At 67.8% G+C, this 22,428-nt stretch carries 18 protein-coding genes and 1 tRNA gene; 4 read left to right on the forward strand and 15 right to left on the reverse strand.

The features are described 5' to 3' along the window. Positions 1-86 precede the first annotated feature (86 nt). From pepQ to rph, 7 genes are all read right to left on the reverse strand, one after another. Entirely contained in the window at positions 87-1,418 is a 1,332-nt protein-coding gene (gene pepQ / locus O0J73_RS12855) for a Xaa-Pro dipeptidase (RefSeq protein WP_308308855.1), read from the reverse strand. A gap of 75 nt (positions 1,419-1,493) precedes the next feature. After that, a complete protein-coding gene (locus tag O0J73_RS12860) occupies positions 1,494-1,868 on the reverse strand; it encodes a PilZ domain-containing protein (protein WP_133935477.1) in 375 nt (124 codons plus the stop codon). Further along, positions 1,865-4,147 (reverse strand): DUF1631 family protein, encoded by a 2,283-nt coding sequence (locus O0J73_RS12865; protein WP_308308856.1) that lies wholly within the window; start codon positions 4,145-4,147, stop codon positions 1,865-1,867. The genes O0J73_RS12860 and O0J73_RS12865 overlap by 4 nt, the downstream gene beginning before the upstream one ends. Positions 4,148-4,309: 162 nt before the next feature. Further along, positions 4,310-5,536, reverse strand: coding sequence for a radical SAM family heme chaperone HemW (hemW, locus tag O0J73_RS12870; protein WP_308308857.1), 1,227 nt, complete (start codon positions 5,534-5,536; stop codon positions 4,310-4,312). 57 nt (positions 5,537-5,593) lie between these two features. Then, positions 5,594-6,190, reverse strand: coding sequence for an RdgB/HAM1 family non-canonical purine NTP pyrophosphatase (gene rdgB / locus O0J73_RS12875; RefSeq protein WP_006466722.1), 597 nt, complete (start codon positions 6,188-6,190; stop codon positions 5,594-5,596). Then, positions 6,187-6,576 carry a VOC family protein gene (locus O0J73_RS12880; protein WP_006466720.1) on the reverse strand — a complete coding sequence of 130 codons (390 nt, stop codon included), beginning with the start codon at positions 6,574-6,576 and terminating at the stop codon, positions 6,187-6,189. Before O0J73_RS12880 ends, rdgB begins: the two co-directional genes overlap by 4 nt. Continuing rightward, entirely contained in the window at positions 6,573-7,298 is a 726-nt protein-coding gene (gene rph / locus O0J73_RS12885) for a ribonuclease PH (RefSeq protein WP_049426699.1), read from the reverse strand. Before rph ends, O0J73_RS12880 begins: the two co-directional genes overlap by 4 nt. Before the next feature lie 124 nt (positions 7,299-7,422). Here rph and O0J73_RS12890 point away from each other — a divergent pair, with 124 nt between their 5' ends. Beyond that, entirely contained in the window at positions 7,423-8,283 is an 861-nt protein-coding gene (locus O0J73_RS12890) for a YicC/YloC family endoribonuclease (protein ID WP_040007165.1), read from the forward strand. 42 nt (positions 8,284-8,325) lie between these two features. Here O0J73_RS12890 and selD read toward each other — a convergent pair whose 3' ends face one another. The 8 genes from selD to fdnG all read right to left on the reverse strand — a co-directional run bounded on the left by selD (position 8,326) and on the right by fdnG (position 18,740). Further along, positions 8,326-9,405 carry a selenide, water dikinase SelD gene (gene selD / locus O0J73_RS12895; protein WP_006466663.1) on the reverse strand — a complete coding sequence of 360 codons (1,080 nt, stop codon included), beginning with the start codon at positions 9,403-9,405 and terminating at the stop codon, positions 8,326-8,328. Positions 9,406-9,431: 26 nt separating this feature from the next. Continuing rightward, positions 9,432-9,527 (reverse strand) — tRNA-Sec (locus tag O0J73_RS12900). A gap of 24 nt (positions 9,528-9,551) precedes the next feature. Next, the gene (gene selB / locus O0J73_RS12905) at positions 9,552-11,483 is read right to left on the reverse strand and encodes a selenocysteine-specific translation elongation factor (RefSeq protein ID WP_197564659.1); all 1,932 of its coding nucleotides are present in this window, start codon (positions 11,481-11,483) and stop codon (positions 9,552-9,554) included. Then, positions 11,480-12,898, reverse strand: coding sequence for an L-seryl-tRNA(Sec) selenium transferase (selA, locus tag O0J73_RS12910; protein ID WP_308308858.1), 1,419 nt, complete (start codon positions 12,896-12,898; stop codon positions 11,480-11,482). Before selA ends, selB begins: the two co-directional genes overlap by 4 nt. Positions 12,899-12,902: 4 nt before the next feature. Next, positions 12,903-13,886: a formate dehydrogenase accessory protein FdhE gene (gene fdhE / locus O0J73_RS12915; RefSeq protein WP_308308859.1), complete on the reverse strand. Its 984-nt coding sequence runs from the start codon at positions 13,884-13,886 to the stop codon at positions 12,903-12,905. A 213-nt stretch (positions 13,887-14,099) separates the two neighbouring features. Then, complete coding sequence (locus tag O0J73_RS12920; protein WP_006466573.1) at positions 14,100-14,747, reverse strand: formate dehydrogenase subunit gamma; 648 nt, start codon at positions 14,745-14,747, stop codon at positions 14,100-14,102. Further along, positions 14,744-15,661, reverse strand: a complete 918-nt coding sequence (fdxH, locus tag O0J73_RS12925) for a formate dehydrogenase subunit beta (RefSeq protein ID WP_006466571.1) — start codon at positions 15,659-15,661, stop codon at positions 14,744-14,746. The genes O0J73_RS12920 and fdxH overlap by 4 nt, the downstream gene beginning before the upstream one ends. Positions 15,662-15,671: 10 nt before the next feature. Further along, positions 15,672-18,740 carry a formate dehydrogenase-N subunit alpha gene (gene fdnG, locus O0J73_RS12930; RefSeq protein ID WP_308308860.1) on the reverse strand — a complete coding sequence of 1,023 codons (3,069 nt, stop codon included), beginning with the start codon at positions 18,738-18,740 and terminating at the stop codon, positions 15,672-15,674. Positions 18,741-19,033: 293 nt separating this feature from the next. Between fdnG and gmk the strand changes: the two genes are divergently transcribed. The 3 genes from gmk (at position 19,034) to O0J73_RS12945 (ending at position 22,377) form a co-directional block, all read left to right on the forward strand. Next, positions 19,034-19,699, forward strand: coding sequence for a guanylate kinase (gmk, locus tag O0J73_RS12935; protein ID WP_006466566.1), 666 nt, complete (start codon positions 19,034-19,036; stop codon positions 19,697-19,699). A gap of 110 nt (positions 19,700-19,809) precedes the next feature. Next, positions 19,810-20,109, forward strand: coding sequence for a DNA-directed RNA polymerase subunit omega (rpoZ, locus tag O0J73_RS12940; RefSeq protein WP_005410877.1), 300 nt, complete (start codon positions 19,810-19,812; stop codon positions 20,107-20,109). A 105-nt stretch (positions 20,110-20,214) separates the two neighbouring features. Continuing rightward, a complete protein-coding gene (locus O0J73_RS12945; protein ID WP_006466563.1) occupies positions 20,215-22,377 on the forward strand; it encodes a bifunctional (p)ppGpp synthetase/guanosine-3',5'-bis(diphosphate) 3'-pyrophosphohydrolase in 2,163 nt (720 codons plus the stop codon). Positions 22,378-22,428 lie beyond the last annotated feature (51 nt).

Below are 22,428 nucleotides of genomic sequence, written 5' to 3' on the forward strand. Positions count from 1 at the left end.
CCCATGGATGGGTTCACGGCGTCCCCCGCGAACCCACCCCGCGCCGCCAAGCGCGGCTCTCGATTCAGCGCCCAACCACGAGGGGCTCAGCCGTTGGCCGCAGCAAACTCCGGCCGCGTCAGGTTGTCCGCCTCGCCCTCGGTGCACAGCACTTCGTCCTCGATGCGGATGCCGCCATACGGACGGAAGAAGTCCACGCGGTCCCAGTTGATCGCATCGCCATGGCCGGCGTCCTTCACTTCGTTCAACAGCATGTCGATGAAGTACAGGCCCGGTTCGATGGTCACCACCATGCCCGGCTCCAGCACGCGGGTCAGGCGCAGGTAGGGATGCCCCGCCGGGCGCTCGACGCGGCCGCCTTCGTCGCTGGCCGCGAAACCGGCCACGTCGTGCACCTGCAGGCCGATCAGGTGACCGATGCCGTGCGGGAAGAACGCGGCGCTGACACCGGTCTCCACGGCGGTCTGCGGCGACACCTTGATGACGTCGAAGTCCTTCAGTACGCCCATCAGCGAGAGATGCGCGTCCACGTGCAGCTGCTTGTAGTCGAAGCCGGCGCGCACCGCCGCACACATCTTCTGCTGGGCGGCATCGACGGCGGCGATCATCGCGGCGAACTCGTCGTGGCCGTGCGCGGCGTAGGTGCGGGTGATGTCGCTGGCGTAGCCGTGCGCGCTGGCGCCGGCATCGATCAGGAAGCTGCGCAGCGGCTGCGGCACCTTGCGGCCCAGCTCGGTGTAATGCAGCACGGCGGCATGTTCGTTCAAGGCCACGATGTTGCCGTAGGGCAGCTCGTTGGCATCCTGGCCGACGGCCTGGCAGTACGCCATGTGGATGCTGAATTCGTCGGCGCCATTGCGGAACGCGGCCTCGGCGGCACGATGGCCACGCACGCCCAGCACCTGCGCCTGGCGCATCAGCACGATTTCATACGGCGTCTTGCAGGCGCGGTGCCATTCCAGGTAGTTCACCACCGGCGCCGGGTTGTTCGGCGCGAATGCACCCAGCGCGCTCTGCGGCTCGCCGAGGATCGCGCAGCGCGACGGGTCGGCCGGCAGCAGCGCCAGCGCTTCTTCGGGCGTGCGGATGATGTGGATGTCGAAGTGGTCCACCCACCAGCCGCTCGGTGCATCCGGCACCACATGCCAGTAATCGAAGGGCTGGTGGAAGATCACCGCCGGACGCTTGCCGGGCGTGAACACGATCCAGCTGTTCGGCACGCGGGTCAGCGGCAGCCAGGCCTTGAACTGCGGATTCACCGCATACGGGTAGTCGCGATCGTCGAACACCTGGTAGTGCAGGGTGCCGCTGGGCACTACCAGGTGATCGAAGCCGCCGCGGGCCAGCGCCTGTTCGGCACGTCGGCACAGCACGGCCAGGTGGTCGGAATACAGGGTGCCGGGGTCTTGCTGGATCATTGCGGTGGCTCGACACGGAAAACGGCCCTAGATTCTGCCGCATACCGCGAAAAATCGCTGTGCCGGAACCGGCACTCAGGCCGTCGAAACCGGTCCCTCGTCGCTGTCTTCGCCCACCCATTGGCGCAGCAGCTGCCGATGTTCGCGTGACAGGGTGAGGAAGCGGAAGCCGGTCCAGCTCTGGCCCGGCACGTGCGCCGGTTCACTCCACAGCAGGTGCACGCCCACGTCGATGGCTTGCTGGTGGCCATCGGCCATCGGCAGCGGGAATCGCAGCTGGTACAGCGCATCCTCGCGCAACGGCACGCTGGCCAGCATCAGCATGCCGGTTTCAGAGACGTTGCCGAGGCGGCCCACTACGCTGTCGCGCATCTGGTCGGTGACCGGCACCAGGTCCGAGACCTGGCGGCGCGGTGCTCGACGGGTGTCCTGTGGCGGCTGGGTGTTCATGCAGGGGTTTTCCGGGTGTGGCCAGCGGCCAGCGCACGCAGCGCATCGAGGCTGGCCTGCCAGGCACGATCGACCAGGCGGCCCTTGTCTTCGGTGACCAGCTGCGCGCGGCCGGCGCTGAGCTGGCGGGCAAGAGTATCCAGGTCGGTATCGGCGATCTTCTGTCCGCGTGGATTGACCATCAGCGCGTGGCCGGTCAGCAGGCTGTACCACGACAGGCGCTGGCGGCGCAGCGTGCCATCGCCGGTGTCGACGTCGAACCAGCTGCCGAACGGCAGGGTGGACAGCTGCTGGTAGGCGGCTTCTTCGGCACTGCTGCGTGGCTCGGCGGGCGCGCCTGCGCTGGACGTGCCGGCATGCTCGCCCAGTCGCGCGCGCGCTTTCAGGCGTGCGCTGAGTTCGGTACGCGAGGTGCTTTCGTCCTCGCCGCCGGGCGTGGCCAGGCGGCGCGCGACGGCGGCGGCCTCCTCGGCGTGGTAGCCGACCTGCACCAGCGCCGCTTCCACTTCGGTGGCCAGCGTGTTGTCGGTGCCACCGGCAGCATCCGCGGTCTGTGCGGTCACCGCCGCGATGCGCTGGGTCTGCTGCAGGCGTTCCTGCCACTGCGGTGAATCGTCGCCATGGCGCAGGCGGGTCAATGTCAGGGCGTCGGCCCACGCCTGGCGCAGCAGGGTCTGCACGAAGCGCGGCGGCGCCTGCGTATCGCAGCACTGGTCGATCTGTGCACTGGCCTGGCGTCGTGCCAGGTCCAGGCGTTCCTTGCCGCGCGCGGCCTCGACGTGGCGGCGCTCGGCCAGCTCGGCGCGATGGGCGGCCGCGCGCTGGTGCTGCTGCACGTCCTCATTGGCGGCCGCGAAGGCCTCGGGCGTGCGCGCATCCTGGCCGAGCAGCCCCTGCACGCTCTGCGCCATGCGCTGCAGCAGCTGGGGGTCGACGTCATCATCGCCGAGCCAATGGGCACCGGCTTCGGCGATCTGGTTGAGCAGTTCGCGGGCGGGGTGCTCGTCACGCACGAAGAAGCCAGGGTCGGCCATGGCCGCGCGCGCCAGCGGCACCTGCAGGCGCGCCAGCAGCGCGGCCGGTACCGGGTCGGGACGTTGCTGCTGCTGTACCTGCTGCATCAGCAGGCGCAGCAGGTCGAGATTGTCGCGGTCGTGGCTGCCCAGCTGGGCCTGCGCGCCGTGTTCGCTGCGCAGCTGGGCGACCACCGCGGTCTGCAGGTCGGCAAGGCCGGTGGCGGCGCTGGACTGGGCCTGCAGGCGCGCGAGCACCGCATCCACGGCGGCGCTGGGTACCGCAGCGGACTGCGTGGGCGCGGTGCTGGCGTGCCTGGCCTGCTGCAGCAGGTCGTGCAGCGCGCTGCCGGTGGCGGTGGTCAGCCCAGGCACGACGGTGTCGCGGCCACCGGCGTCGCTGACCGCCTCCTGCACCAGGTTCGACCACGAGCCCGACGGTGCCGATCCGTTCCAGCCGGTCAGCGGCGCTGCGGGGGCGCGCTTGGCCGGCTGCGTCGCGCGGCCACCGCCGACGGAGTGGGTGATGATGCGTCGCGTGCTCGACGAACGCGCCAGGTAGGGCGTGTAGACCAGGCCGGGCAGAACGCCGTGCTGGGCCAGCAGCGCATTGGCGCGGTCGAGCACATCGCCCAGCCGTTCCAGCACCTGGCGCTCGAAGCTGCGATACAGCGCCAGCTGTACGTCGGCGCCGAGGGCGTCCTGCTCCGCGAGCCGGCGCACCATCGCGCACAATGCCTGCGGCGCCAGCGGCAGCGCGTCGGCCTCGAATGCCGGCGCCGCCGCCAGCACGCCCAGCCGTTGCCCGAGCAGGTTCAGGGTATTGGTCGAGCGCAGGGTTTCGCGCCGGATCATCTCGGTCAGCAGCAGGTCGCGGTCGACGTCATGCTCGGCCACCAGCGACAGCCCCAGCATGCCGGGCAGCGGCGGCGGAGTGGCCCCGGCGGGGACTGCAGCCGCAGGCTCGCGCAGGCGCGCCAGGGCCTCGGCAACGGCATCCAGCATGCGGTCGGGGAAGTGGCCGGCAAAGGCATGCAGTTGTCCGCGTTGGGCCATCAGTTCGGCCTGCTGCAGCGGATTGCGCGCGCGATCGGCGTCGTGCAGCAGGGTCTGTTCCAGCGCTTCGACGGTCAGGATCAGCGGCGCGGCCAGGGTCTGCCGGCACAGGCCGATCAACGCGCCCAGCAGTTCGCGCACCCGCGGCGGCAGGTCGGCCGCGGCCAGGCGGGCCTTGTCGGCAGGGGTGGGGGAAAAAACAGCTGACATCGGCGAGCGGTACCCGGATTCCCGCGGATCGATCTGGTGAATCTACCGTGTCGGCCGATGTCGGCGCTACTTTAGGGTGAATGTGAAATGCATCTGCCGGGCATGGCCCCGATGCGCGGTAGTGCCGGCCGCTGGCCGGCACTATCCGTTACGGCGGAGGCCTTACTCGTCCAGGAACAGGCTCACCACATCGTTGTTGAAGCGGCGGCCCAGCTCGGTTGGCTGCACGTGGCCGTCCGCCATGTGCAGCCAGCCGCGCTGCACGGCGTCGGCCAGCGGTGCGTCCAGCACGCTGCGCGGCAGGCCGGTGCGCGATTCAAAATCGCGCAGGCTGAAACCTTCGTGCAGGCGCAGCAGGTTCAGCATGTACTCGAACGGCAGCCGCCCGGGGGCGATGACATCGTCGCCGCCGAACGAGGCGGGGGTGCCTGCGCTGTCGAGGTAGGCCTGCGGATGTTTCAGTTTCCAGCGTCGCAGCACGTGCTGCTCGGCCCCGGAACTGATCTTGCCGTGCGCGCCGGCGCCGATGCCCAGGTAGTCGCCGAAGCGCCAGTAGTTCAGGTTGTGCGCACTCTGCCGGCCAGGGCGCGCATAGGCGCTGACCTCGTACTGGCCAAAGCCGGCCTGTGCCAGCAGGGCCTGGCAGTGTTCCTGCATGTCCCAGGCGTTGTCCTCATCGGGAATGCCCTGCGGCGGCCGTGCGAAGAACACCGTGTTCGGTTCCAGGGTCAGCTGGTAGTGCGAGATGTGCGCCGGCTGCAGTGCGAAGGCGCGCTCCAGATCGGCCTCGGCGCCGGCCAGGGTCTGTTCCGGCAGCGCGTACATCAGGTCGATGTTGAAATTGTCGTAGCCCGCGTCCTGCGCCATCTTCACCGCGCGCTCGGCCTCGCCACTGTCGTGGATGCGGCCCAGACGCTTGAGCATCGCGTCGTCAAAACTCTGGATGCCGAAGCTGAGGCGATTCACGCCGGCCGCGCGATAGCGGTCGAAACGGCCGTGTTCGGCGGTGCCCGGGTTGGTTTCCAGGGTGATCTCGGCATTGGGCGCGAAGCGCAGGCGCGCGCTGGCCTGCTGCAGGAAGCGGTCGATTGCTTCCGGCGGGAACAGGCTGGGCGTACCGCCACCGAAGAACACGCTGTGCACCACCCGTCCCCAGACCAGCGGCAGGTCCTGGTCCAGGTCGCGCAGCAGCGCGTCGATGTAGGCATCGAACGGCAGCTCGCCCTTGGCCTGGTGCGAATTGAAGTCGCAGTAGGGGCATTTGCGCACGCACCACGGCAGGTGCACGTACAGCGACAACGGCGGCGGCACCAGGCGCGGCGGAGTGTCGTGGTCGCCCGGGCAGGTTTCGCCGGGCAGGTGGTTGCAGTGGTCGTGGGCGTGCGGCATGGGCTTCATCGGTAGTGCCGGCCACTGGCCGGCTTCCCTTGGGTAATCAGGAACGCATCAATACAGCGTGGCCAGCTGCTGCTTGAGCTGCTGCAGGGCGAGGGCGCGATGGCTGATGGCGTTCTTCAGGGCCGTTTCCATCTCCGCAGCGGTCAGGCCGTGGGTGGTATCCAGGAACACCGGGTTGTAGCCGAAGCCGTTGCTGCCGCGCGGTTCGCGGGTGATCTGTCCTTCCCAGCGCCCTTCGCAGATCAGTGGCTGAGGGTCGGTGGCATGGCGCAGCAGGACGATCACCGCATAGAAGCGGGCGCTGCGCTGGCCGTCGGGCACTTCGGCCATCGCGTCCAGCAGCTTGGCGTTGTTGGCCGCGGCATTGGTCGGCTGGCCGGCATAGCGCGCGCTGTACAGGCCCGGTGCACCGCCGAGGGCATCGACGATCAGGCCCGAATCATCGGCCAGCGCCGGCAGGCCGGTCGCTTCGCAGGCCGCGCGCGCCTTCAGCAGCGCGTTCTCGACGAAGGTCAGGCCGGTCTCTTCCACGTCGCCCAGGCCCAGCTCGGCGGCCGAGGTGATCTGCAACGGCAGGTCGGCGAGGATCTCCTGCATCTCCACCAGCTTGCCGGCGTTGTGGCTGGCCAGTACCAGTTTCTTCATTGGCGGGGCTCCAGCAGGTCCCAGGTGTTGCCATACAGATCGCGGAACACCGCGACCGTCGCATAGGATTCTTCGCGCGGTGCTTCCAGGAATTCGACCCCGGCGGCCAGCATCGCCGCGTGGTCGCGGTGGAAGTCGTCGGTGTTGAGGAAGAAGGCGACCCGGCCACCGGTCTGGTTGCCGATGCGGCTGCGCTGTTCCTCGTTGCTGGCGCGGGCCAACAGCAGGGCGGCGGCGCTGCCGTCGGTCGGGCCGACCACCACCCAGCGCTTTTGGCCCTGGTCGATGTCTTCCAGCAGCGAGAAGCCGAGCTTGCCGGTGTACCAGGCGATGGCTTCGTCGTAGTCGGCCACCACCAGGGTGGCCAGGGCGATACGACGGTTCATGCCGACAGCGCCGCCTGCTGCGCGGCCAGCAGCTCGGCCACGCCCTTCTCGGCCAGGCCCAGCAGCGCGTCCAGTTCATCGCGGCGGAAGGCATGGCCTTCGGCGGTGCCCTGCAGTTCGATGAAACCGCCACCGTCGTTCATCACCACGTTCATGTCGGTGTCGCAGTCGCTGTCTTCGGCGTAGTCCAGGTCCAGCACCGGGGTGCCGCGGTACACGCCCACCGACACGGCCGCGACCGCGCCCAGGATCGGGTTGCGCTTGATGTCGCCGCGCTTCATCAGCACGTTCACTGCATCGACCAGGGCCACGTAGGCGCCGGTGATGGCGGCGGTGCGGGTGCCGCCGTCGGCCTGCAGCACGTCGCAGTCGAGGGTGATGGTGCGCTCGCCCAGCGCGTTGCGGTCCACGCAGGCACGCAGGCTGCGGCCGATCAGGCGCTGGATCTCCAGCGTGCGGCCGCCCTGCTTGCCACGCGCCGCTTCGCGGTCGCTGCGGGTGTGGGTGGCGCGCGGCAGCATGCCGTATTCGGCGGTCACCCAGCCTTCGCCCTTGCCACGCAGGAAGCCCGGCACGCGGTTTTCCACGCTGGCGGTGCACAGCACGCGGGTTTCACCGAAGCACACCAGCACCGACCCCTCGGCATGGCGGGTGAAGCCGCGTTGGATGACGACCGGGCGGAGCTGGTCGGGCTGGCGGCCGCTGGGGCGGGAATCGGACATGGTGCAGGTTCCGTAATGGCGTGGGAGTACGCCGCCATGCCCGCGGCCTTCACGGGGCGGGCAAGGGGGCTCAGGTGAGGGCGCTAGGGTACCATTCCCCCTTTGCACGCACCGGACACATTCCATGATTCGAAGCATGACCGCCTATGCCGGCGGCGAGCGGGTCACCCCGTGGGGCACGCTGGGCTGCGAGCTGCGCTCGGTCAACCACCGCTTCCTCGAGGTCGGCACCCGCCTGCCCGAGGAACTGCGGGCGCTGGAGCCGCAGCTGCGTGAACGCATTGCGGCGCGCCTGAGCCGCGGCAAGCTGGATCTGGTGATGCGCCTGCGCGCGCCGGAAGCGGCGGGCAGCCTGCAGGTCAATGAGGTGCTGCTGGGGCAGCTGGGCCAGCTGGCCCACCGGCTGACCTCCGATTTCCCGAATCTGCAGGTCAGCTTCACGGAACTGCTGCAGCTGCCGGGCGTGACCCAGGGCGAAGCCACTGACGCGGCAGCGTTGCAGGCCGAGGCGCTGTCGCTGCTGGACCAGGTGCTGGACGGCTTCGTTGCCGCCCGTGAGCGCGAAGGCGACAAGCTGTCTACGGCGATTGCCGAGCGCGTGGATGGCATCGAGCGCATCGCCGCCGAAGTGCGCACCTTGATTCCGGCCATTCGCGACGGCCAGCGCGCCAAGCTGGCCGCACGCCTGGCCGATCTGCCGCACCCGGTCGATCCCGGCCGCGCCGAGCAGGAACTGGTGCTGTGGCTGCAGAAGCTGGACGTGGATGAGGAACTGGACCGCCTGGGCAGCCACATCGTCGAGATCCGCCGCGTGCTCAAGCAGCGCGAGCCGGTCGGCCGCCGCCTGGACTTCCTGCTGCAGGAGTTCAACCGCGAAGCCAATACGCTGGGCTCGAAGTCGGTGGACAGCCGTACGTCCAATGCCGCGGTGGAGTTGAAGGTGCTGATCGACCAGATCCGCGAGCAGGTGCAGAACATCGAGTGAGATGGCAGGGGCGCCTTCGGGCGCCCTTCTTCGGTCCGCCGCTCAGGCCACGCTGACGCCCGGCGCTCCCGCGTTCAGGCGGCCCACCACGGCTGCCTGGGCGAACCCCGCATCGTGGAAGCAGGCGAGCACCGCATCCACCGCTTCCGGTGCACACGACACCAGCAGGCCGCCGCTGGTCTGCGGATCGGTCAGCAATGGCTGCCAGTGCGCCGCCATGCCATCGGCGAACTGCACCTCGGCGCCATACGAGGCCCAGTTGCGGCCGGAGGCGCCGGTCACGCAGCCACGCTGCAGCAACGCCAGGGCCTGTGGCAGCATCGGCACCTGTGCACTGTCCACCTCGGCGGCCACGCCGCTGGCGCGGCACACTTCCAGCAGATGGCCGAGCAGGCCGAAACCGGTGACGTCGGTCATCGCGTGCACGCCGTCCAATGCGGCCAGCGGCACGCCAACGCTGTTCAGGCGGGTAGTGGAATCGAGCATCTGCCGGTAACCGTCGGCATCCAGTACGTCCTTCTTCAGTGCCGATGAGTACACGCCCACGCCCAATGGCTTGCCCAGCACCAGCACGTCGCCGGCGCGTGCATCGGCATTGCGCTTGAGCCGCTGCGGGTCGAGCACGCCGATCGCGGCCAGGCCGTAGATGGGCTCCACCGAATCGATGCTGTGGCCGCCGGCAACCACGATGCCGGCAGCGGCGCAGGCGCGTTCACCACCCTGCAGAATGCCGCGGATGGTGTCCTGTGGCAGCACGTTGATCGGCATGCCGACGATGGCCAGCGCGAACAGTGGCCGCGCGCCCATCGCATACAGGTCCGACAATGCATTGGTCGCAGCGATGCGGCCGAAGTCGAACGGGTCGTCGACGATCGGCATGAAGAAATCGGTGGTGGCGACGATCGCCTGGCGATCATCGAGGCGATACACCGCTGCGTCGTCGCTGGTCTCACGCCCGACCAGCAGTTCGGCCGGCGCGGCAAGTGCCGGAATCCCACGCAGCAACTCGGAAAGCACCCCCGGCGCGATCTTGCAGCCGCAACCACCGCCATGGGCCAGCGAGGTCAGGCGTTGCGGGGCATCGGCGGGTGAAGGGGCGGGGGACTGCGCGTGCGTGGCCATGCCGACATCTCCTGCGGAAACACCAATGGCGGAAGGCAGCAGGAGTCGAACCTACCAGGGAACGATCGACGCCCCCTACTGGGTTTGAAGCCCAGCCGCATGCCCGGATGCGCATGCCTTCCGAAAGTACGGCGATGCCGGTGTGCTCAACCGTTGGGGGCGTTCCATTGCAGATCGCCGCGCGGCCGATGCTGGTCACCGACGCGTCGAGTGTAGCCAACGCGATTGAAGAACTCCAAGATCTGGATGCTGCGCTTGCGGCCCAGGCCGATGGCATCGCGGAAGGCGGCCGCATCCACGGTGCCCGTGGCCTGTGACAGCTGCGCGATGATCGCAGCGAGTTCGGCGATGCGGGCCGGTGCATAGAACAGGTCCGGTACCACCTGGAACAGTTCGCCGCGCGCTGCCGCCCTGCGCAGGATGGCGCGGACATCGTCTTCGGCGAGGCCAAGCCCGTCGGCAAGGGTACGCACCCACGGCGGATCGAAACCGCCGGTGTGCAGCTGTGGCAGCACGCGTTCGAGCAGCTGGCGTTCGCGTTCCGGTGGTGCGTGGTCGTGGCCGGGCAGGCGCCACCAGGCCCCCACGCGCTGCACGCTGCCGCGGTCGAGCAGATCCTGCAGCAGGGCGTTCCAGAGGCTCGCCGCCAGTGCAGGAAGGGTGCTGCGCTGCAGGCGTCCGCTATCGACACCGGGTTCGTCCGGTCGTCGTTCGTGCCAACCCCGCAGCGAGGTGATCACCTGCTCGCCAAGCGCCTGCCAGTGCCGGGCGAGGACGATCACCGTGTCATCCCGTGTGTTGATGCGCCGCGCGTCCGCGGGCAGGTCGATGCGGTCGGCGGCACGTCGGCAGTAGCGTTGCAGGGCAGTGGCGGGAATGCCGGCAGGCGCCTGTTGCAGCAGCGGGCCAGGCCCGGCTCCCGCCGCCAGTTGCTCCAGCGCCGCCAGCCACGCAAGCCGGCCCGGGCTGCGCCGTCGCCGTTGCGGCGGCTCCGGGTCAAGCACGATGCCGCCTCCCAACGTATGGGTGGCCGCCGAGTCGCGGGCGATGAAACGGTCGCCGCACATCGCGCAGACCGGTACATCGAACACCAGCTGCACGAGCTGCCCGTTGCCGTGGTCATGATCCTCCAGCAGCACAACATGGGCCTGCCGGTGCATCGTGCCCCAGTGGATGTGCAGGGGCGCCCGGTCGCGCAGCGGCGGCGCCAGCGCGGAAAGCCGCAGGCGCACGTCGACCCGGGTGGTGGCCCGCATCGCACGCGGATCGGCAATCCAGTCGCCACGATTGATGTCGTCGCGGGCGATGGCCGCCAGGTTCAGTGCGCAGCGCTGACCGGCCATCGCATGCTCGCTGGCCTGGTTCTGCGCATGGATGCTGCGCACGCGCACGTCGGTGGCCGCCGGCATCAGCTGCAGGTGCTCGCCTGCCGCGGCGATGCCGCCATGCACCGCGCCGGTCACCAGCGTGCCGTGCCCGGCCAGCGAGAACACGCGGTCCACCGGCATGCGGAACAGTTCGCGGCGCAGCGCATCCTGGCGTGCGTTGGCATCGCACGCGGCCCATGCGTGCAGGTGGGCGCGCAACGCATCGATGCCTGCATCCTCGGGCGCGGTGCTGTTGCAGGCAAACACAGGGGAATCCTGCAGCGGCGTGCCGGCCAGCAGCGCGGCGATCTCGATCTTGACCCGGTCGATGCGCGCGGCATCCACGCGGTCGATCTTGGTCAGTGCCACCACGCCGCGATCTACGCCCAGCAGCTGCAGGATCGCCAGGTGCTCACGGGTCTGCGGCATCACCCCATCGTCGGCAGCGACCACCAGCAGGGCGACGTCGATGCCGGTGGCGCCGGCCACCATCGTGTGCACGAAGCGTTCGTGGCCCGGCACATCCACGAAGCCCAGCGTCGTGGCGGGGCCCTGCGCGTCGGTGCCTTCAAGGGGCACGTATGCGTAGCCCAGCTCGATGGAGATGCCGCGCGTGCGTTCTTCCTGCAGGCGGTCGGTCTCGATGCCGGTCAGGGCGCGTACCAGGCTCGTCTTGCCATGGTCGATATGCCCGGCGGTGCCGACGATCATGCCTGCAGGGTGCTCCATTGGGCGAGGAAGTCCGCTTCGTCGGCAGGTTCCAGGCAACGCAGGTCCAGCCACAGCGCGTCACCGGCGATGCGGCCCAACACCGGCCGGGGCAGCTGGCGCAGGCGTTTGGCCAGGCGATCAAGGCCACCCCGACGGGCCGATGTGATCCGCAGCCCGGCGCTGGCCAGCTGCGCCTGCGGTTGCGCGCCGCTGCCGATCTGGCTGTGCATCGATGCGCGTTCAAGGGTGCAGTCGGTCGCCAGCGCGGAACGCATGGCCGGCAGCAGGCGCTGTGCCTGTGCATCGATGTCCTGCTGTGTGCGCGTCAGCGTTCGCAGCGTTGGCAACCGTTGCGCCAGGTACTCCGGTTCGCGGTACAGGGCCAGCACCGCTTCCAGTGCGGCCAGGCCCATCTTGTCCATGCGCAGTGCCCGCTTGAGCGGGTTGCGGTTGATCCGCGCAATCAGGTCGGCGCGGCCGGCGATGATGCCGGCCTGCGGCCCGCCCAGCAGCTTGTCGCCACTGAATGAAACCAGATCGGCACCGGCGGCAAGTGCGTCCTGCACGGTCGGCTCGTGCGGCAGGCCGAAGGTGGCCAGATCACACAGGCTGCCACTGCCCAGGTCCACTGCCAGCGGCAACCCATGCTGGTGCGCGATGGCGGCCATCGCCGCGGTGTCCACCTTGGCGGTGAAACCCGTGATCGCGTAGTTGCTGGCATGCACCTCCATCAGCAACGCGGTGCGGGCGCCGATGGCGCTGGCGAAGTCGGCCGGATGGGTGCGGTTGGTGGTGCCTACTTCCAGCAGCCGTGCCCCGGCGCTACGCATCACATCAGGAATGCGGAAGGCGCCGCCAATCTCGACCAGCTCGCCGCGTGAGACCACCACCTCGCGGCGGTTGGCCAGGCTGTTGAGCAGCAGCAGGACCGCCGCCGCATTGTTGTTGACCACGGTGGCGGCTTCGGCGCCGGTCAGCTCGCAGACCAGCGCCTGCACCCGTGCATCGCGGTCGCCACGGCGGCCGCGGCTGATGTCGAATTCCAGATCGATCGGCACGGTCATCGCACGGGTGACCGCGTGCACGGCGGTTTCGGGCAACAGGGCGCGGCCGAGGTTGGTGTGCAACACGGTGCCGGTCAGGTTGAACATCGGCTGCAGGTCGAGCCGCGCATCGGCGGTGATTGCGGCGTCGAGCGCCGCGACCAGCGCCGGGCCTTCAATGGCCTGGTGCAACTGCTCGGCCGATAGCTGCGCGGCACTGATGCGCTCACGCAGCGCCTGCAGATGTACGCGCAACAACTGGGTGATGCGGCTGCGGCCGTGGCCCTCGATCAGTGCTCCCAAGGCCGGCAGGCGCAGCAGCCGGTCCAGCGAGGGCAGGGCAGCGGCCGATGCCGGGGTCGTGGCTGTCATCGCCTCAATCGCCGTCGGATTGCCACAGCAGCGGATTCTGGCTGGCGCGCACATAGCCTTCCTCGCCCAGCAGCAGGTCCAGCGACAGCGTGCCGAGATCATCGGCGACCGGTTCCAGCGCCGGGTCCTTCTCCAGATACAGGATCTTGCGGTAGCTGTGGCAGTGATCGCAGGTCTCGGCACGTACGGCGCTTTCACGTACGGCTTCGCCGCTGTCGCCGTCCACATCGGCCAGAGCGCGGTAGGCGATGTCCTTGCCGGCGGCGCCACACTGGCTGCACTGCACGCGCACATAGTGCCACTGGCAGGCGCACAGCGAGCACGACAGGTAGCGGTAGGAGGCGTAGGGCGGCCGTGCCTGCACCACGCTGGCCACCGGCAGCGTGCCGCACAGCGGGCACAGCCCCGGCGCATCGGCCAGCGGTTTCAGGTCGGTGGGGCGGAAGCTGTCGGCCAGCACCGCCCAGTACACCTGCAGCGCGTTCATCACCAGCAGCGCAGCCACCGCATCCAGCGAAGGCGCGTCATCACGCTCCAGCACCGCATGCGCCTGTGCATCGAGCCATGCGTCATCGGCAGCGGCAACGCGCTGCAGTTCCTGCCGGGTTTCCGCCGGCAGCCCGGCCTCATCGGCACAGTGCCGGCACAAGGTGCGCAACCAGTCGCGCCAGTGCCCATCCAGCTGCAGCGTGTTGGCCGGCCGCAACGGCATCCCAGCGCCGGCTGCTGCACTCGATTGCTGGGAACGCGCCTGCGCCTGCAGGGTCTCGCGTTGCTGCGGCGTCAACTCGTCCAGCAGCGACTGCTGCGCATCGGCCAGGGCCGCCAGCAGCTGCAGATAGCCGCCGATGGCGCTGTGCGCAGCCAGGCTGCGCAATCGCGCCGCACGTCCGGCGAACAGCGACGCGGTATCGGGCAGGATGATGCGCGGAACATCGCGCGAGGCCAGCGTCTCGATCTCACCGGGTTCAAGGATGCGTTGCGCCATGCCGGGCCAGCCAGAAGAACCAGCCTCCATCCTCGCCGTTGTCGGCGCTGGCGTCCAGCGTGTTCAGGCAACGCAGTCGAGCATGGCTCGACGCTACAAAAGCCGATTTCGATCATTGCCGTTCATTGTGTCGGCCAAGGTCGACACCCGCCATCCCACGGAGAGCCGCTGTTGCTGTGGCTTGCAGCGGGTGCAGGGCCGCAGGCCCTGCCACTAACCCTCTTCCCGCCGCCCGCGCAGGATGTCCCGGAACCACTGCCGATGGTGCTTGTACGCCCACCCATAGGTCACCTTGCCCTGGGTCATCGCCCGCACCGAACCCTTGATCCAGATCGCCGCATAAATGTGCACCACGATCGCGCAGACCAGCACCCAGCCGAACAGCGCATGGGCCAGCACCGAGAAGCGGATCACCCCGATCGGGAAGAAGTGGCTGAAGTACTGCCGCCAGATCACGAAGCCGGTCAGCAGCAGCGCCGACAGGCAGCCGATGATGGCCCAGAACAACAACTTCTGGCCGGCATTGAAGCGGCCCACCGGCGGCAGTTTCTCGTCCTCGTTGCGCAGCACATCGCGCATGCCGCGCAGCCACGCGCGGTCGTCGGCAGTGGGCAGGTTGTCGCGCCACATGCGGAAGGCCAGCAAGGCGAAGCCGATCACCATGGCCAGGCCGATGAACGGGTGCAGGATGCGCGTCCACGGCCCGCCGCCGAACAGCTGGGTCAACGGAAACAGGGCGGGGTGGAACAGCGCCAGCCCGGAAAGCGCGGTCAGCACGAAGCAGATCGCCACGATCCAGTGGTTGATGCGGGTCGGCGCGCGGTAGCGGATGATCTGCCGCGGGTGCGGTGCGTACTTCATGGCCGCTGCTCCTCTTCGATCTTCTTCGCCTCGTGCTCGGCCGCTTCCTCTTCCTCGTCGTTCACCGTGTTGCGGCCGATGCCGATGTAATGCAGGAAGCCGACAAAGGCGGTAGCGGCAATGGCCAGCACGCCCAGCGGCTTGGCCACGCCCTTCCACACTTCCACCATCGGGCTGATGCGCGGGTCCCTGGGCAGGTCGGCGTACAGCTCGGGCTTGTCGACGTGCTGCAGCACGTACATCACGTGGGTGCCGCCGACGCCCTGCGGGTCATACAAGCCGGCGTTCTCGTAGCCGCGTGATTTCAGGTCCTCCACGCGGCCGGCGGCATGCTCGGTCATCGCCTGCTTGCTGCCGAAGGTGATCGCACCGGTCGGGCAGGTCTTCACGCAGGCCGGCTCCTGGCCCACCGCCACGCGGTCCGAGCACAGCGTGCACTTGTAGGCCTTGTGGTCCTTCTTGGAAATGCGCGGGACGTCGAACGGGCAGCCGGTGACGCAGTAGCCGCAGCCGATGCAGTTCTCTTCCTGGAAATCGACGATGCCGTTGGCGTACTGGATGATCGCGCCCGGCGACGGGCAGGCCTTCAGGCAACCCGGATCACTGCAGTGCATGCAGCCTTCCTTGCGGATCAGCCATTCCAGCTTGCCTTTCTCGTCCTCGTACTCGCGGAACTTCATCACCGTCCACGACTGTTCACTCAGGTCGGGCGGGTTGTCATAGCTGCCGACGCAGCTGCCGACCTCGTCGCGCAGGTCGTTCCACTCCATGCAGGCAACCTGGCAGGCCTTGCAGCCGATGCACTTGCTTACATCGATCAGCTTGGCGACCTGGCCGGTGTGCGCACCACGCGCCTCCGGTGAGGGCGTGGTGGTGGCCGAGCGGCGGATGATGTCCAGCGATTGCAGTGACATGGCGTGTCTCCTACACCTTCTCGACCTTGACCAGGATGCACTTCGATTCAGGCGTCTGCGAGTTGCCGTCACCGATGGCGTTGGTCAGCGTATTGGCGATGTAGCCGGGCTTGGCCGCACCGAGGAAGCCCCAGTGGATCGGTATGCCCACCTGGTGCACGGTCTTTCCATCGATCTGCAGGGCTTTGATGCGCTTGGTCACCATCGCGACGGCTTCGATATGGCCGCGCTTGGAACTCACGCGCACGCGGCTGCCGTTGTTGATGCCCAGCTCGTCGGCCAGCGCCGCGCCGATCTCGACGAACTGCTCGGGCTGGATGATGGCGTTGAGCTTGCCGTGCTTGGTCCAGAAGTGGAAATGCTCGGTCAGGCGGTAGGTGGTGGCCACATGCGGGAACTCGTCCGGCGAGCCGATCTGCGCACGGTCGCTGGCAAACACGCGCGCGGCCGGGTTGTTCAGCGTCTGCGCCTGGCCGGGGCTGAGCGGGTTGCTGCGCAGCGGTGTATCGAACGGCTCGTAATGCTCGGGGAACGGGCCCTCGGCCATGCCGGCCTTGGCGAAGAAGCGGGCGATGCCTTCGGGGTTCATGATGAACGGCCCCATGCCGCCGGCCGGATCTTCGTCGGCCTTGAAGTCGGGCACGTCCACGCTGCCCCAGTTCTTGCCGTTCCACGCCAGCAGCGTGCGTCGCGGGTCGAACGGCTGGCCGGCCACGTCGCACGAAGCGCGGTTGTACATCACGCGGCGGTTGGCCGGCCACGCCCAGGCCCAGCCCAGCGTATTGCCGATGCCGGTCGGGTCGCTGTTGTCACGCCGCGCCATCATGTTGCCGGTCGGGCCCCAGGCGCCGATGTAGATCCAGCAGCCCGATGAGGTGCTGCCATCGTCGCGCAGGTCGCCGAACGCGGCCAGCTGCTCGCCGGCCTTGCGCACCAGCTTGGTCGGGTCCTTGGGATCGAACACGTCCACCAGCGCCTTGCCGTTGTATTCCATCGCCAGTTCTTCCGGCGTTGGAACCTCGGGGTTGGAATACTTCCAGGCCAGATCGCGCACCGGTTCCCACCATGCGCCGCCGTCCTTCTCGTACATCGCCTTGATGCGATGGAACAGCTCGGACATGATCTCGATGTCGCTGCGCGCTTCGCCCGGCGGGTTGGCGCCCTTCCAGTGCCACTGCAGCCAGCGCGAGGAGTTCACCACCGCGCCGTTTTCCTCGGCGAAGGAGGTGGTCGGCAGGCGGAATACTTCGGTCTGGACGGCGCGGGGATCGACGTCGTTCAGCGCGCCGTGGTTCTGCCAGAAGGCAATCGTCTCGGTTTCCAGCGGGTCCATGCTGACCATGAACTTCAGCTTGGAGAACGCGCTGATCAGCTTGCCCTTGTTCGGCGCCGAGGCCAGCGGGTTGAAGCCCTGGCAGATGTAGCCGTGGATCTTGCCTTCGTTCATCAGCTCGTACGCCTGCAGCATGTCGTACGGCTTGTCGAGCTTGGGCAGGTAATCGAAGCACCAGTTGTTGTCGGCGGTGGCGGCGTCGCCCCACCACGATTTCATCAGGCTGACGTGGAACTTCGGATAGTTCTGCCAGAACGACATCTGGTTGGCGCGCAGCGGCTTCTGTGTGCGCTTGGCGATGTAGGCGTCGTAGTCCTGTTCGTCCTGTTTCGGCAACGTCAGGTAGCCGGGCAGCAGGTCGGACATCAGGCCGATGTCGGTCAGGCCCTGGATGTTGGAGTGTCCGCGCAGCGCGTTCATGCCGCCGCCGGCCACGCCGATGTTGCCCAGCAGCAGCTGCACCATGGTGCCGGCACGCACGTTCTGCGCGCCCACCGAGTGCTGCGTCCAGCCCAGCGCGTACAGGATGGTCATCGCCTTGTCCTTGCCGGCGGTGGACGCGATCATGTCCCAGACCTGGCGGATGCTGTCGGCCGGCGTACCGCAGATGCGTTCGACCATCTCCACGGTGTAGCGCGCGTAGTGCTGCTTCAGCAGCGTGTAGACGCAGCGCGGGTCCTTCAGCGTCGGGTCGCTGCGCACGAAGCCGTCATCACCATAGACGTAGTCCCAGCTGGAACGGTCGTAGCTGCGCTTCTCTTCGTTGTAGCCCGAATACAGGCCATCCTTGAAGGCGAATTCGTCCTTCACCAGGAACGACATGTCGGTGTAGTTCAGCACGTACTCGTGCTGGATGCGGTCCTCGGTCAACAGGTAGTTGATCAGGCCGCCCAGGAACACGATGTCGGTGCCGGTACGGATCGGCGCATACACGTCGGCCACCGCGGCCGAGCGGTTGAAGCGCGGGTCGACCACGATCAGGCGGGCCTTGTTGTGTGCCTTGGCTTCGGTCACCCATTTGAAGCCGCACGGGTGTGCCTCGGCGGCATTGCCACCCATGATCAGGATCAGGTCGGCATTCTTGATGTCGACCCAATGATTCGTCATCGCACCACGGCCTAGCGTCGGGGCAAGACCTGCCACCGTCGGGCCGTGTCAGACACGTGCCTGGTTGTCGAACGCCAGCATGCCGAGGGAGCGCACGACCTTGTGGGTCAGCACCGCGGTTTCATTGCTGGTGGCCGAGGCCGCCAGCATGCCGGTGGTCAGCCAGCGGTTGACCGTCTGCCCGGCCTCGTTCTTCTGCACGAAGTTGGCGTCGCGGTCTTCCTTCATCAGCCGCGCGATGCGGTCCAGCGCATCGTCCCAGCTCAGCCGCTTCCACTCGTTCGAGCCCGGTGCGCGGTACTCGGGGTAGAGCAGGCGCGATTTACTGTGGATGATGTCGGCCAGGCCGGCACCCTTCGGGCACAGCGTGCCGCGGTTGACCGGATGGTCCGGGTCGCCTTCGATATGGAAGATGCTCGGCTCGGCGTTCTTGGCACCATCGCCGAGGCTGTACATCAGGATGCCGCAGGCCACCGAACAGTAGGTACAGGTGTTGCGGGTCTCGGTCGCGCGGGTCAGCTTGTACTGCCGGACCTCCGCGAGCGCGATGCCGGGCGCGAAGCCCATCAATGCCAGGCTGGAGCCCACCAGGGTTGTCCCGGTGACCTTCAGGAACTGGCGGCGACTCATCGAGGGCATGCCGTTCTCCTTGGATGGCGGGGCGGCACGCAGACCACCCGGCTGTCGGTAGGTACGGCCCGGTTATAGCACAGGCCCCCGGATGCCCATGTGGCACAAGGTCCGGCCGCCTCGCCAAGGGGCGCGGAAAGGGGCGGCTCTGGTAAAGTTGCGTGCCCGCACCCCGGGGAGCCGTCTGCCGGGCCTGGTTCCAGGATGTTCCGCGCAGCCTCCGCCGTCCTGGCGCGATCCTCCGCGCCGGATCTGGAACATCGAGGAAAAATTTTGCGAAATCAACCAGTTGGGTTCCGTGCATGAGCGCCCCGTCACCTTCGTCGGACGCCGTCGCGCGCGGCACGCTGTACATCGTTGCCGCCCCCTCCGGCGCCGGCAAGAGCAGCATCGTCAACGCCACGCTGGCGCGTGATCCGCAGATCGCCCTGTCGATTTCCTTCACTTCGCGTGCGATGCGCCCGGGTGAAGTGAACGGCCAGCACTACCACTTCGTCAGTGCCGAAAAGTTCGAGCAGATGATCGCCGCCGGCGATTTCTTCGAGCATGCCTGGGTGCACGGCGACTGGAAGGGCACCGCCCGGCAGTCGGTGGAACCGCAGCTGGCCGCCGGCCAGGACGTGCTGCTGGAGATCGACTGGCAGGGCGCGCAGCAGGTGCGCCAGCTGGTGCCGGGCACGGTCACCGTGTTCATCCTGCCGCCGTCCAAGCAGGCGTTGCAGGACCGCATGCGCAAGCGCGGCCAGGACAGCGAGGCGGTCATCGCCCAGCGCCTGGGTGCGGCGCGTGACGAGATGCTGCACTTCAACGAGTTCGACTACGTGATCGTCAACGAGGTGTTCGACACCGCCGTGGACGAGCTGTGCGCCATCTTCACCGCCAGCCGCCTGCGTCGGGAGGCCCAGAAGGTCCGCCACGCCGGCCTGATCCAGGCCCTGTTGACCCCCGATCCGGGCGCAACTGACTGATTCCAAAAGAATCGGGTGGGGGTTGGCTTGATTTTGTCCAGCCCCTGCCAGTACACTCCGTCCCCTTTCCCTCATTCGACTGAGCGGCCGACCGGTCGCCGGGAGCCCGTATGGCCCGCATCACCGTAGAAGATTGCCTGGAAGTCGTTAACAACCGTTTCGAACTGGTCATGATGGCTTCCAAGCGTGCCCGCCAGCTCGCCAACGGCGTGCAGGCCACGCTGGACAACAGCGAGACCGAGGACAAGCCGACCGTGCTGGCGCTGCGCGAAATCGCTGCCCGCAAGATCGACAACGCGCTGATCGACGAAGTCGAGAAGGCCGAGCGTGAGCGCGCCGAGCGCGAAGCGCTGGAGTGGGCCGCAGCGGAAGTGGTCGCCGACGAAGACATGTCCAAGAACGACGATTGATCGCATCGATCAGAGTCATTGCTGGATAGCCGAACAGCCCGCCCCGCGCGGGCTGTTTCGCATTCAGGATTTGCCGTAAACGTCGCGCTGGAATAGGCTTCGGGCATGAACCCAGGCCCCACTGCCAAGGTCGCCGCAGCCGCCACTGCCGCCGTACCCGACTACGTCCTCCAGCTTGAACGCGCCGCCCACTACCTGCCGCCGGAGCAGCTGCCGCTGCTGCGCCGTGCCTGGGAAGTCGGATCCGCCGCGCACGCTGGGCAGACGCGCAAGTCGGGCGAGCCCTATATCACCCATCCGGTGGCCGTGGCCCAGGTGCTGGCCGAGCTGGGCCTGGACGTGGAAGCACTGATCGCCGCGATCCTGCACGACACCATCGAAGACACCCCGCTGACCCGTGAGGAACTGGCCTCGGAGTTCGGCGAAGCCGTGGCCGAACTGGTCGACGGCGTGACCAAGCTGGACAAGCTGAAGTTCCGCGACCGCCAGGAAGCGGCCGCCGAGAGCTTCCGCAAGATGCTGCTGGCGATGTCGCGCGACCTGCGCGTGATCATGATCAAGCTGGCCGACCGCCTGCACAACATGCGCACGCTGGGTGCGCAGAGCCGCGAGGCACGCGGCCGCATCGCCCGCGAGACGCTCGAGATCTACGCACCGATCGCGCAGCGCCTGGGCATGAGCCTGGTCAAGAGCGAACTGCAGAACCTCGGGTTCAAGGCGCTGTATCCGTGGCGCCACGCGATCATCGAAAAACACATCCGCAGCCAGCCGGTGGTGCGCCGCGAAGCGATGGCGCAGGTGGAAGTGCAGTTGTCGCAGCGCCTGGCCAAGGAAGGGATCGAGCATCGGCTGATCAGCCGCATCAAGACCCCGTGGAGCATCTACAACAAGATGCGCGACGAGAACAAATCCTTCGACCAGGTGATGGACGTGTTCGGCTTCCGCCTGGTCGTGCGCAGCGTGCCCAGCTGTTACCACGCGCTGGGTTCGGTGCATGCCACCTTCAAGCCGCTGGATGGCCGCTTCCGCGATTTCATCGCCATTCCCAAGGCCAACGGTTACCAGTCGCTGCATACCGTGCTGTTCGGACCGTATGGCTCGCCGATCGAAGTGCAGATCCGCACCGAAGAGATGGACCTGATCGCCGAACGCGGCGTGGCCGCGCACTGGACCTACAAGTTCGGCGGTGATTCGCCCAACAGCGCGCAGAGCCGTGCGCATGCCTGGATCGTCGAGCTGATCGATTCGCAGCGCGCCGCCGGTTCCTCGCTGGAGTTCCTCGACAACGTCAAGGTCGACCTGTTCCCGGACGAGGTCTACCTGTTCACCCCGAAGGGCAAGATCCTGGCCCTGCCGCGCAACTCCACCGCGCTCGATTTCGCCTATGCCGTGCATACCGATGTCGGCAACATGGCGGTGGCCTCGCGGGTGGACAAGAAGCTGGTGCCGCTGCGCACCAAGCTGGTGTCGGGCCAGTCGGTGGAAATCATCACCGCACGCTCGGCCACGCCGAAACCGCAGTGGCTGGAGTTCGTGGTCACCAGCAAGGCACGCACCGCCATCCGCCACCAGCTCAAGCAGCTGGAACACGAAGATGCCGTGCAGCTGGGCCATCGCATGCTCGACCGTGCGCTGGAAGCCATGGATTCCTCGCTGGAGCGGCTGCCGAAGGGGCGCCTGGACGCGTTCCTGGCCGAGCACCGCTTCCCGCGCCTGGAGGCCCTGCTGGCCGAAGTCGCGCTGGGCAACTGGATGCCGACCCAGGCTGCGCAGGCGCTGATGGCCTACGCCGAACTGCGCGGTGGCCCGCATTCGCGCCACCACTCGCAGGAAAAGATCCTGATCAACGGCAGCGAACGCGGCGTGGTCACCTTCGCCGGCTGCTGCCAGCCGATTCCCGGCGACGAGATCATGGGCTACCACACCGCCGGCAAGGGCATCGTGGTGCACCGCATGGACTGCCCGAACCTGGCCGAACTGCGCAAGTCGCCCGAGCGCTGGGTGCCGATCGGCTGGGACACCACCGTCTCCGGTGACTACGACACTTCGCTGGTGGTGGAAGTGGAAAACGGCACCGGCGTGCTGGCGCAGCTGGCGGCCGCGATCGCCCAGAGCCACTCCAACATCGAGCGCGTGGACTACCTGGACCGCGACTTCAATGCCGCCGTGCTGGCGTTCAACATCCAGGTGCGCGACCGCAACCACCTGGCCGAAGTGATGCGCCGCCTGCGCCGCCTGTCGGTGGTGCAGTCGGTGCGCCGCCAGTAGATCCACGCGGTGCATGGATGCGTCTGGTAGTGCCGGCCGCTGGCCGGCAAC

Origin of the sequence: Stenotrophomonas sp. Sm6012, from assembly GCF_030985895.1 — a bacterium.
GTDB lineage: Bacteria > Pseudomonadota > Gammaproteobacteria > Xanthomonadales > Xanthomonadaceae > Stenotrophomonas > Stenotrophomonas forensis.